This window comes from Merdibacter massiliensis, from assembly GCF_900155395.1.
In the GTDB taxonomy this organism is placed as follows: Bacteria; Bacillota_I; Bacilli_A; order Erysipelotrichales; family Erysipelotrichaceae; genus Merdibacter; species Merdibacter massiliensis.
This window is the reverse complement of record NZ_LT699728.1, coordinates 272,991-285,068: the sequence shown is the minus strand read 5'-3', so window position 1 is coordinate 285,068 and position 12,078 is coordinate 272,991. Positions and strand designations below refer to the sequence as shown.

Below are 12,078 nucleotides of genomic sequence, written 5' to 3'. Positions count from 1 at the left end.
TGTCCTCCAAGCATTACACATTTACACCATAATTATATCAAATAAATAAAAAAAATAAAATAAATTTAAAGTACAAAAAACAACGATAAATACTGGATAATCTCGACTTTTTCTCAGAATAGCCTCTAAACATTCATGGTGCAAACCTCTAAAGACGGGTATATTTTGTCGATGAAATGGCGCTTGACGGTGAACTGGTGCATAGTATAATAATATTGAAATATGCTGTAAATATAGTCAGTGAAGCTCAGAATTTGCAATGTGCAAAAGGAGGAAACTATGATCTATACATTAACAGTCAATCCGTCATTGGATTACATGATCAAACTAGAGTCATTAACTTTGGGCGCGATGCAGCGTACAAAAGATGAAAAACTGATTTATGGGGGAAAAGGCATCAATGTATCTCTTATGTTAAAAGAGTTAGGATTGGATTCGATCGCTTATGGATTTATTGGCGGCGAGACCGCACAGATGTATGAGGCCGGTGTCCAAGCGATGGGTTTGCGGACAGCATTTCTGCCGGTGAAGAATGGATTTACCCGAATCAATATTAAAATCAATGCAGAAGAAGAAACCGAGATCAACGGACAGGGGACGCAGCCGGATCAGGAAGAATTAACGAAAATGATTGAATCTCTGTCTTCTTTAGGACAAGGCGATATCCTGATCTTATCCGGGAGCGTTCAAAAAAGCATACCGGCAACTTTTTATGCACAATTGATGCAAGTGGTTTCAGCAAACGGCGCATTGTGCGTCGTGGATACGAATGGGGAAAGCCTGCTGCATGCCATCAAGGAAAAACCATTTCTGATAAAACCCAATATTCATGAACTTGAAGAAGTATTTCAATGTCCGATGAAAGAGGGCATCTTATTTTCCAGCATGCAGGCCCTTCAGCAAAAAGGTGTAAAAAATGTATTGGTTTCCTGTGGAGGGGACGGGGCTTATCTGCTTGATGAACAGGGAGCTATCTATTATGGAAAAAGTGCACACGGCATTGTCGTCAGCACGATTGGCTGCGGTGATTCGATGACTGCCGGCTTCTTGTATGGATGGCTGCAACATGGTGATTATAAAGAAGCTTTCCGGATGGGATTGGCAGCTGGAAGTGCAAGTGCTTTTACCTATGGCATTGCGAAAGGAGAAGCTGTAAAACAATTGGCAGACCAGATCGAAATTGAAATTTTACGTGAATCGGATAAAAATTGAGTGAGCAAAGAGCGAAGGATATCTGAAAAAAGATTTCCTTCTTTTTATGTTGCAGAATGAAAAAGTTCTGAATCATAAAAGAAGTCAGATGACCTTGTTGGATTATTGGTGAGACAATGATATAATACTGCTTGCTGATAATGCTGATGAAAAATCAGCAGCTGAAAAGATTCGTTTATCAAAAAGACGAATAAACAAGGCGGAAGGAGTTATGCAGATGTATTGCTTTCTAGAACAAGTAGATCCTGGCCAACATGATGCATTTGTGCAAACAAACGCGATGTGTAATCTTTTGCAGTCTGCAAGCTGGGCAAAAGTCAAAGAAAATTGGGATCATGCGATCGTAGCTGTAAAAGAGGGAGATCACTTGGTGGCAAGTGCTTTGGTTTTGATCAAACGATTGCCATTGCATTTTACGATGTTCTATATACCTAGAGGTCCCGTCATGGATTATCAAAATAAAGAATTGGTCTGCTTTTTTATGAAGCATTTGCAGCGGTGGGCAAAAAAGCATCATTGCTTATTCATCAAAATGGATCCGGGCATCCATTACCGTGATTATTTGCTAGAAGAGAAAGAAGAGGCACAAGTTCATGAAGAGATCGCGCAGATCTTGGAAAATATGAAAGAAGCGGGAGCCATCCACCAGGGACTTTCACTCTCGATCAAAGACAGCATTCAACCTCGCTTTCAGGCAAATGTGTATAAAGAAGAAAATATTCGCGAATTATTTTCTAAACATGCTCGCAAAGGTTTGTCAATTGCCGAAAAGAAACATGTACAGATCCGTTTATGCGGTGAAGAAGCGGTTGCACGCTTTGCCCAAGTGCTGCATTGTACAGAAGAACGAAAAGGGATTTCTTTACGTGATCAGGAATATTTCAAAAAGTTACTGGAAGCATATCCCAATGATTCGATCATCTGTTTAGCTGTTTTGCCGGTTCGTAAGCTATACGAAGAAAGTGTGCAAAAATTGAATGCCAATGAACAGGAGCTCGCCGCTTGTCCCGAAAATGCAAAGAAAAAACGTTTTACGTTGGAAGAACAACACAGTTCCTATACGCGAGAAGTGAGCGAGCTAAAAGAATTGTTAGAAAAAAATGGAGAAGAAATTACCATTGCGGGTGGTTTATGCATCAAATATGGGCATACTGCTGAACTGCTGTATGCTGGTATGGATGAGCGATTTAAGCGTTATATGCCATCCTATGCTGTTTTCACTGCCTGTATGGAATGGGGATTTGAAAGCGGATGTGATTACTACAATATGGGCGGCATCGAAGGAAGCCTGCAAGATGGATTGACCAAATTCAAAGCCAATTTTCATCCGCATATCAATGAATTTATTGGCGAGTTTGATCTTCCGGTCAGTCATCTTCTTTACCATGCTTCACAGAAAGCCTATACGATCCGCAAACGTCGAATGCTGCAACACAATGAAGAAGAAACAAATGAATGAATCGCTTGCGGTTGTATCCATTAGATAGGAAGCTGAAAATCAAGCTTCCTATTATTGCACAATGCACAAAATCATGCAAAAAAAGAAGCAGGTACCTGTACTTGCTTCTTTCCTTTTTTAGATGGTGCCGACTAAGGGACTCGAACCCCCGACCTACGCGTTACGAGTGCGTTGCACTACCAGCTGTGCTAAGTCGGCATAAGTCATGAACGTATATATTATACCTCAAATTTTAAAAGAAGCAAATCTTTTTTATTGGATTTTCAAGAGTGTTTTATTGGATTTTTCAAGAGTGAAAATCATAGATGCTGGTAAAATCAACAGCCTGTTCCTACAGATGCTGTTGGTTTTACTGTTTATTCCATGCGTTGTCATTTGTGAATACATTCGTTATAATAGGTGAAAGAAGGGAGAACAGAGCTGTGAAAAAAACATATCAGTGTTCGATTGAGACGCATCAAAAGATCTTGAAACAATTGCATGATACAATCATGAAAGAGGGAATCCCGCCATCCATCAAAGAGTTATGTCAGGATCTATCAATTACGCGTGGAACTTTTTATCTGCATTTTTCATCAATGGAAGAAGCTTATGAAGACTTATATGCTCAAATTTTAGATGATTTGAAAAAAAGAGTCACTCAGTTTCAACAAGATCCATTAAATCAAAAGCTGCTCCCTAAAACATTTGTATTATTTGAATGGGCAAAAGAAGATCGATCTTTTTATTTACGATCCTCTTTTCTGCAACAAACACATGTAAAACAGGCATTTAAAATGCTGTTTTATAAGGAGGCAAAGAATCTGGATCCTTTAACGGTTTCTTTTTTAGCAGAAGGCATCAGCGGTTTTCTGCAATCTTGGCTAGTTGAAAAAGAAAGAATAGGGGCATATGAAGCGGCCAAAAAATTAGATTTCATTTTATCAAAGTTAAAATAGGAATCGATATCATTTGGATTTTTCACCAGAATGTTTGCATTATTTGATAGACAGAAAGCGTTTCCTTTGGCATCTACCAAAAAGGGAGTATAATAAGAGTAAAGAGATCATTTATTGATACGGGAGGTAATTCTATATGATCATTCAAAGTAAAAAGGTCTGGGTTCTTGGCAATTGGCTGGAGGCACAGGTTGAAGTAGAAGATGGAAAGATTACGGCAATTTTACCTTATGGGGAAAAAACACCAGATGAAGATTATGGAGAGAAACGTGTTGTACCTGGATTCATTGATATTCATACACATGGAGCATATGGATTTGATACCAATGATGCAAACGAAGAAGGTTTGCGTAAATGGATGAAGAACATTCCGCAGGAAGGAGTCACCGGCATCCTGCCAACAACGATTACGCAAAGTGAAGAAGTATTGACAAAAGCAGTTGCCAATGTTGCAAAAGTCGTTGATGAAGGTTATGAAGGAGCAGAGATCCTGGGTATTCATTTTGAAGGACCGTATTTGGATCAAAAATACAAAGGTGCACAGCCGGAACAATACTGTGTAAAGGGTACGATCGAACAATTTGAACGTTATCAGAAAGCAGCAAACGGATTGATCAAGATCATAACGATGGCAACAGAACATGATGATGATTTCACATTGACTCGTTATTTAGCACAACACGGAGTGATTGTCAGCATTGGACATTCCGGGGCAACATTTGAACAAGCACAAATGGCTATTGCCAATGGTGCAAGAAGCATGACACATATCTTTAATGGTATGACGCCATTCCATCATCGTAATCCAGGTTTGATCGGTGCAGCTATGCGTTTCCGTGATACATATGGAGAAGTTATTTGTGATGGAAATCACTCAAACGTTAATTCATTAAATACATTGTTCATGTCAAAAGGACGCGACTATACGATCATGATAACAGATGCATTGATGGTAAAAGGTTTGCCAGTCGGTACAAAGGTTCTCTTTGGCGGAAATGAAATCGAACTGTATCCAGATGGCAGTGCGCATTTGACCAGCACAAAGGGCTTGGCAGGATCTACATTGAAAGTAAATGAAGGACTGCGTGTTTTAGTTGAAAAAGCACAAGTACCTTGGGACTATGCCATCAATTCATGTACATTGAACCCTGCACGTCTGCTGGGCATCGACAATCGCAAAGGTGCGATCCGTGTAGGTTGTGATGCAGATATCGTTGTATTGAATGATGACTATTCTGTAGAGATGACATACGTAAGAGGTCAAAAGGCGTTTTAATCAAAGTATTTAAAAAGCTTCTTAGGAAGCTTTTTTATTGCTGTTTCATCACAATTATTAGTAATTTAAACGATTATTGACGAATACTGAGTATGAGAATATAATAATTAAAACGAGATGTCACAGAAGGAGAGGTTTTTTGGGAATGGAGAATGAGAAGCTGAAGGAATTTTGTCAGCAAATGATTGCCTATCGTTTACCCCGCTGGGAAGATCTGCCAACGTTTGATATTTATATGGATCAGTTGATCACACTGGTCAAACAGTATTTGAAAAATTTGTTTGATGAAGAAGATGTGATCATCACCAATTCAATGATCAATAATTATGTGAAGATGGAACTGATACCAAAACCAGTGAAAAAACGTTATAATAGAGAACATATTGCTTATTTGCTGGCAATCACTTTGATGAAACAAGTATTAACAATTTCTCAAGTAAAAGACGGTATTGACTTTCAGATCGCACAACTGGGACCGAAAGGCGCTTTCAATTTATTTTGTGATGAACAGGAAAATGCTCTGCAGATGATTGCAACACAGGTTTTGGAGAAGCAAGAAGGCAAAGTCAGTGAATACCTGATGAATTTTCATGGTGATAATGTACCGATTCGATTGATCACACTTGCTTTTGCTTCCAGAATGGTAGCAAAGAAGATCGTGAATCTGGCAAAAGATAAAAAAGGAGAGGAACGGGGTGAATAAGCCCTGTTCTTTTGCAGAGAGGAGAATACGATGAAAGAGGCTTTTTTGAACCGGATGAAACTGTATTTGAAGGACGAATATGATGCCTATGTAGAATCTTTGCAGCAGCCGCGGTTTCGCGGATTGCGTATCAATGAAACACGCTGCAGCATTGAACATTTTCTTTCGATCTCGCCATGGGAATGCACGCCTAGTGTGATCTGTCCCCAATCCTTCTATATCAAAGAAGAACATATCGGTAATCATCCATTGCATCTTTCCGGTGTGTTTTATCTGCAGGAACCTAGTGCCAGCAGTGCAGTGGAAGTATTGGATGTGCAAGAAGGAGAATGGATCTTGGATCTGTGTGCAGCACCTGGCGGAAAAAGTACTCAGATTGCTTCCAAACTCCGTCATACCGGCTTTTTATTAAGCAATGAAATTGAATTTAAACGTGCGATGATCCTTTTGTCCAATATGGAACGATTAGGTTTTAGTGAATATGCCATCACCAATGAACGTCCGCAAAAGATCGCAGCCGCTTTACCGGCATGTTTCGATAAAGTATTGGTCGATGCACCTTGCAGCGGAGAAGGAATGTTTAAAAAGCATGAGCAGGCAATCGAAGATTGGAGCGAAGAACAAGTGGCGTTTTGTGCACAGCGGCAAAGAGAGATCCTGCGCAGTGCCTATGAGACGTTGCGGCCGGGCGGGATCATGGTCTATTCGACATGTACATATGCAAAGGAAGAAAATGAAGAAACCATTGCGGCATTTTTACAAGAATTTCCAGATATGGAATTGATCGACTGCGGTGTTTCTTTTGGCAGGATCGGTTTTTCAGGTTGCGGAATCGATGCAGCAAAGGTCCGCCGTATCTTTCCAATGGATGGAGGGGAAGGCCATTTTATCGCCAAACTGCAAAAACGAGGGGATCAGCAGCGAACATCGATCAAAACAATGAAATCGTCAACGATCGATCCTCTGGCACTTCATTTTTTCAAAGATCAATTGACACAGCAGGATCCTTATCTGTTACAGCAGAAAGAAAAAGTATTTGCACGAAGGCAGCCGTTTCTATCATTAGGGAAGCTGAATGTGATCAGACAAGGAATATTGTGTGGAGAAATCGTAAAAAAACGGTTCGAACCGCATCAGCACTTTTATATGGCGTCGATCCACCAGGAAGGATTGCGTCATACTTATGATATGGATATAGCGAAATGCGAACAGTTTTTAAAGGGACATCCGATCATGGCAGAGGCAAAAGGCTTTTTATGCATGCGTTATGAAGGCTTTCCATTAGGCTATGGAAAAGGGGATGGAACATGGATCAAAAATCGATATCCAAAAGGAATGCGTATGAGTGAGCAGGTGAAATTATGTTGATCAGTGCAGAACATGTATCAAAAAAATATGCATTAAAATCAATCTTGCAGGATGTGAGCTTTTCAATTGAAGAAAGGGACAAGATCGCATTGGTGGGAATCAATGGAACCGGCAAAAGCACCTTGTTAAAAATCTTGAGCGGAAAAGAACAGTGCGATGATGGCACCTTGTTGAAAAAACGCGATCTGCGCATATCCGTGTTGGAACAGGATCCAATTCTGGACGATGAGGCTACGATCTTGCAAGAAGTGCTGCAGCATGGAAAAGATGTTGCGGAATATGAAGCAAAGAGTATCTTGACACGTTTGGGAATGAAAGATCTTTCACTGATATGCAAACATCTTTCCGGCGGCCAGAAAAAGCGTGTGGCATTGGCTAAAGCGCTCTTACAGCCATGTGATCTCTTGCTGTTGGATGAGCCGACCAACCATTTGGATGTTGAGATGATAGCCTGGCTGGAACAATATTTACAAAAGAGTACGGCTGCTGTTTTTATGGTCACCCATGACCGTTATTTTATGGAACGCATCTGTCAGCGCATGTTTGAACTGTCCCAAGGCTCTCTTTATGTTTATGAAGCCAATTATTCGACGTATATCGAAGAAAAAGAAAAACGATTGGAGTTGGCACGGACCAAAGAACAAAAGCGGCAGCAGATCTTGAAAAAGGAATTAGAATGGGTACGGGCCGGCGTACAGGCGCGGACGACCAAAAGCCGCTCTCGTCTGGAACGTTTCGAAAAGATGAGTGAGCAGAAATATGAAGAAGTGGAAGAAAAGATCGCATTGTCATTTGCCAATGCGCGCTTAGGTAAAAAGACGATCGAATGTAGCAATATTGCAAAAAGCTTTGGCGATCATCTGTTATTTGCACATTTCAATTATCCTTTCAAACGGCATGACCGTATCGGCATCATCGGGCAGAATGGCTGCGGCAAAACGACCTTATTGCGTATCCTCTCTGGTGAATTGCAGCCGGATGAAGGAGAAGTCATTTATGGAGAAACGGTAAGGATCGGTTACTTTCATCAGGGACATGAAGAAATGGATCCGCAGCAAAGAGTCATCGATTATATCCGGGAACAAAGAGATGCCGTGGATACTGGAGACGGGATCCTCAATGCATCTCAGATGTTGGAGCGTTTTCTATTTGACCGATCGATGCAGTATCTGCCGATCAAGTTTCTCTCTGGCGGTGAAAAACGAAGATTATATTTATTAAAAGTATTGATGGAAAAGCCAAATGTTTTATTATTGGATGAACCGACCAATGATTTGGATATTACGACTCTAGCGATCCTGGAAGATTATATGGATACTTTTCCAGGAATCGTGGTGACCGTATCACATGATCGTTACTTTTTGGACCGCATCTGTGATGCACTATTTATTTTCCAAAATGGACAGATCATGCACCATATCGGCGGTTACAGTGCCAATCAAGAATACTTTGTGACACAGAAGACAAGTCCGGAAAGCAAAAAGGAACATGTAAAGACAACTGCGGTTCCAAAGATGTCAAGCAAGGAAAAACAAGAACTGAATCATATGGAAGAAACGATCGATGCTATTGAAAAACAAATGGCTGCGGTTGATCAGCAAATGGGGGAAACCAGTGATTTTCAATCTTTAGACATGCTTTCCAAGCAGCGGGAAGCATTGCAGCAGGAATTAGAAGCAAAGATGGAGCGCTGGATGGAACTCAGTGAGCGCAAAGCACAGATCGATGCATTGACAAAACGATAAAAAAGTTCACGATGTGAACTTTTTTTATATCTGCAGCGGCAGTTGCCATTGGATCTCTTCTAAGCCATGTTCTCTTAAATATGCATTTGTCTTTGAGAAGTGTGCGCATCCGTCAAATCCGTAATGGACCGAATAAGGACTTGGATGAGAGGTGGTCAGTACTAAATGATCAGGATTGTGCAGCAGAGCTTGTTTTGCTTTTGCATTTTTTCCCCATAACAAGAAAACAAGGGGTTCTTTCTTTTGATCCAGCAAAGTGATGATACGATCGGTCAACTGTTCCCATCCTTTATTTGCATGGGAGTTTGGCTGGTTGGCCCTTACGGTCAAAACGGTGTTCAGTAAGAGCACGCCTTGTTTTGTCCAAGAAGATAAATTGCCATGGGAGGGAATCATAAAACCAACATCGCGATGTAATTCCTGATAGATGTTCTGCAAAGAAGGCGGAGGCGCCACGCCTTTTTGTACAGAAAAGCATAAGCCGTGTGCCTGACCTTTTCCATGATAAGGATCTTGTCCTAATAATACCACTTTCACTTTCGCATAAGGTGTATATTTCAATGCGTTGAAGATGTCGTACATATCCGGATAAACCGTTGTATGACGATATTCATAGGCTAGAAATTGCCGCAATTTTAAGTAATATGTTTTTTGAAATTCTTCTTTTAACAGATCGTCCCAATCATTGCCAATATGTACCATTTCATTTCCTCTTTTCTCATATGCAGTCATTATACTCGCTTTTTACTTTTCGGTAAACATCCCTTTCCACAAAGCAGAAAGTATGCTACAATCCTTTTGTTTAGGGGGAGTATGTGTTATGAAAAAACTGGACAGCTGGAAACAATATCTCTATGTGATCTTAGGCAGTGCTTTATTTGCGGCCAGCGTGAATTTACTGATCGTACCAGTCAGTCTTTATAGTGCTGGAATCGTTGGTATTGCGCAGATCCTTCGTACGTTATTGTCGCCGTTTTTACCATTTGCCAGTCAATTCGATATTGCAGGTATCATCAATTTATTGTTGAATATTCCTTTGTTCCTGCTCGCTTTTCGTTCTATTTCCCGCAGTTTTTTCTTTAAAACGATCTTGAGCATCATCATTCAGACATTGGTGATGTCATTGGTCATGATTCCCAAAACACCGATCTTGGACGATGTGCTGGCTTCTTGTTTGATCGGTGGGATCCTTTCCGGTTTTGGTGTCGGAATCACATTGCGTGCAAGCGGCAGCTGCGGAGGTACCGATATCATCGGTTTTTATCTTTCAAATAAGAATTTTCCAATTACGGTAGGACAATTGTCGATCATTATCAATATCGGCGTGTTTGGTATCTGTGCACTTTTATTTAATGTACAAACAGCAATTTATTCTATTATCTATATGGTTGTCATGTACAGTGTCTGTGATCATATCCATTATCAAAATATCAATATGACAGCCATGATCTTTACCAAAAATATCGATGTACAGTATGCCATCATGTATGAAACAGGCCGCGGGGTTACATACTGGAAAGGTGCCGGCGCCTATACGGATGATGAAACATTGATCTTGGTTTGCGCAATCAACAAATATGAGGAAAATCAATTGAAAAAGATCATTTATACTTTGGATGAACATGCTTTTGTCATCTTTAGCGAAGGAATGAGCATCAGCGGCAACTTTGAAAAAAGATTATAATAACAATGAAAAGATAGGAAATGAAGCCGGGCATTCAAGCCATAGAAATTTGCTTCCTTTTCCTATCTTTTTTATTTTTCTATTTGCTTTTTGATGGCTGGCATCTTCTTATCGATCAGTTGTAAAAATTGTTTCTTTGTCTGTACAGTGAACTGCTGCTTGTCGATCAGAGTCATTTGATGTTCTTTGGTAAATAAAGCATAGTAGTTCTTTGTTTCGACAAGTGTCTTCATTACGCTGTAAGACAAACACAATTCACCTTTGGTTTTCTGATTAAATATCTTTAGATCGTCATCATCAAAAATGATCTTTCCTTCTACGGCAGTGCTGCCATATGTTTCGCTTATTTGCCGCATGACTTTCTTGATCAATTTTTTTGAAATCATAGTTAATTCGCAGTATAAAATGACGGCACCGATCAAAAATATCATAGCCAGGTAGTAGATGCTTAAAATGAAACTGCATATGCTAAGAAACAGAAACAATACGCATATGATGTAAATTACTTTCTTATTACCGGGATTGATGAGATGCTTTCGCAATTCATGCAGGGCATCTTCATTCAGCAAGGTATGTATTTCCATAGGATCTCCTTTCCAGACAGCTTAGTTCACTGATCATTTACTATAATCATAGACCTCTTTGTTGCAGGAAGCAAGGTACAAAAAAGTGTCCTGATGGAATTCAGGACACTAGCTATTATAGATCGGCTAAGATTTCTTTTAGATTTTCTTCGATTGTTTTCTGCAATGTATCAAAGGAATGATTGAATTTATCTTGATCCATTTCATTCAATGGCAGTTTGATGATCTTTTCAACACCATTGCTTCCGACGATGGCAGGCGTACCGATGTAATAACCGTTTCGGCCATATTCCCCATTCTGGAATGCAGATACGGTCAAGATTGCTTTTTCATCATTCAGCAAGCAGGAAACGAGACGTTTCAATGCCAGACCGATTCCATAATACGTTGCTTTCTTTCGATCGATGATCTCATAAGCAGCATTGCGTACTTCCATGTAGATCGTCTGCAGATCTTCCATTGTTAGATTGTCTTCTTCATCAATATATTCTAATAAATGTTTGCATCCTAAGTAGCAGTGGATCCACGGAACAAAGCTGGAGTCTCCATGTTCCCCCATGATATATGCATGGACATTGCTTGGCGCAATACCCAAATGTTTAGAGATATTGTAACGTAAACGAGCAGTATCCAGGATCGTTCCGGAACCAATAACATGTTCTTTTGGTAAACCACTTGCTTTATAAGCAACATAAGTCATGATATCGACTGGGTTATTTGCAACGACCATGATACCGTTAAATCCTGAATTTTTGATCTGTGTCGCTACATCTTTCGTGATCTTTGCATTGATCGTAACTAACTCCAAGCGAGTCTGCCCCGGCTTTTGTGCAGCACCGGCTGTAATGACGACGATATCTGCATCTTTGCATTCTTCATAATCCCCTGCACGAATGGTCATCTTTGAATCTGCATAAGGAAGCCCGTCACTCAGATCCATTTGTTCCCCTACCGCTTTTTCTTTATTCATATCGATAAGGATCAATTCGTTGATTCCCTTTTCTGAAAGCAATGAATAGGCAAAGCTCATACCTACAAAGCCGGTACCGACTAGAACGATTTTCCGCTTTCTAATTTTTAGTTCCATAAAACTTGTTACCTCCATATAC

Annotated in this window: 11 protein-coding genes and 1 tRNA gene; 8 read left to right on the top strand and 4 right to left on the bottom strand. The window is 40.2% G+C overall.

Features of this window, described 5'->3' with window-relative positions; translation table 11 throughout:
* Positions 1-279: 279 nt before the first annotated feature.
* Together pfkB and BQ9859_RS11490 are read left to right on the top strand one after the other, a co-directional pair.
* The gene (gene pfkB / locus BQ9859_RS11495; protein ID WP_075878296.1) at positions 280-1,212 is read left to right on the top strand and encodes a 1-phosphofructokinase; all 933 of its coding nucleotides are present in this window, start codon (positions 280-282) and stop codon (positions 1,210-1,212) included.
* A 211-nt stretch (positions 1,213-1,423) separates the two neighbouring features.
* On the top strand, positions 1,424-2,671 hold the full coding sequence (locus BQ9859_RS11490) for a peptidoglycan bridge formation glycyltransferase FemA/FemB family protein (protein ID WP_202613493.1): 1,248 nt from the start codon (positions 1,424-1,426) through the stop codon (positions 2,669-2,671).
* A gap of 122 nt (positions 2,672-2,793) precedes the next feature.
* Here the strand turns inward: BQ9859_RS11490 and BQ9859_RS11485 are convergent.
* Positions 2,794-2,869, bottom strand: a tRNA-Thr gene (locus tag BQ9859_RS11485).
* 224 nt (positions 2,870-3,093) lie between these two features.
* Between BQ9859_RS11485 and BQ9859_RS11480 the strand changes: the two genes are divergently transcribed.
* The 5 genes from BQ9859_RS11480 (at position 3,094) to BQ9859_RS11460 (ending at position 8,701) form a co-directional block, all read left to right on the top strand.
* Entirely contained in the window at positions 3,094-3,609 is a 516-nt protein-coding gene (locus BQ9859_RS11480) for a TetR/AcrR family transcriptional regulator (protein ID WP_075878294.1), read from the top strand.
* A gap of 136 nt (positions 3,610-3,745) precedes the next feature.
* Positions 3,746-4,885, top strand: coding sequence for an N-acetylglucosamine-6-phosphate deacetylase (gene nagA, locus BQ9859_RS11475; RefSeq protein WP_075878293.1), 1,140 nt, complete (start codon positions 3,746-3,748; stop codon positions 4,883-4,885).
* A gap of 145 nt (positions 4,886-5,030) precedes the next feature.
* The gene (locus BQ9859_RS11470) at positions 5,031-5,588 is read left to right on the top strand and encodes a DUF1836 domain-containing protein (protein WP_075878424.1); all 558 of its coding nucleotides are present in this window, start codon (positions 5,031-5,033) and stop codon (positions 5,586-5,588) included.
* A 30-nt stretch (positions 5,589-5,618) separates the two neighbouring features.
* A complete protein-coding gene (locus BQ9859_RS11465; RefSeq protein ID WP_075878292.1) occupies positions 5,619-6,956 on the top strand; it encodes an RsmB/NOP family class I SAM-dependent RNA methyltransferase in 1,338 nt (445 codons plus the stop codon).
* Positions 6,950-8,701, top strand: coding sequence for an ABC-F family ATP-binding cassette domain-containing protein (locus BQ9859_RS11460; RefSeq protein ID WP_075878291.1), 1,752 nt, complete (start codon positions 6,950-6,952; stop codon positions 8,699-8,701). Before BQ9859_RS11465 ends, BQ9859_RS11460 begins: the two co-directional genes overlap by 7 nt.
* 24 nt (positions 8,702-8,725) lie before the next feature.
* On the opposite strand, the gene BQ9859_RS11455 is transcribed toward BQ9859_RS11460, so the two are convergent.
* Positions 8,726-9,403, bottom strand: a complete 678-nt coding sequence (locus BQ9859_RS11455) for a uracil-DNA glycosylase (protein ID WP_075878290.1) — start codon at positions 9,401-9,403, stop codon at positions 8,726-8,728.
* A 118-nt stretch (positions 9,404-9,521) separates the two neighbouring features.
* Between BQ9859_RS11455 and BQ9859_RS11450 the strand changes: the two genes are divergently transcribed.
* The gene (locus tag BQ9859_RS11450; protein WP_075878289.1) at positions 9,522-10,385 is read left to right on the top strand and encodes a YitT family protein; all 864 of its coding nucleotides are present in this window, start codon (positions 9,522-9,524) and stop codon (positions 10,383-10,385) included.
* Positions 10,386-10,456: 71 nt separating this feature from the next.
* Here BQ9859_RS11450 and BQ9859_RS11445 read toward each other — a convergent pair whose 3' ends face one another.
* Positions 10,457-10,969, bottom strand: a complete 513-nt coding sequence (locus BQ9859_RS11445) for a YcxB family protein (RefSeq protein ID WP_075878288.1) — start codon at positions 10,967-10,969, stop codon at positions 10,457-10,459.
* 115 nt (positions 10,970-11,084) lie between these two features.
* Entirely contained in the window at positions 11,085-12,056 is a 972-nt protein-coding gene (locus tag BQ9859_RS11440) for an L-lactate dehydrogenase (RefSeq protein WP_075878287.1), read from the bottom strand.
* Between the last annotated feature and the right edge of the window lie 22 nt (positions 12,057-12,078).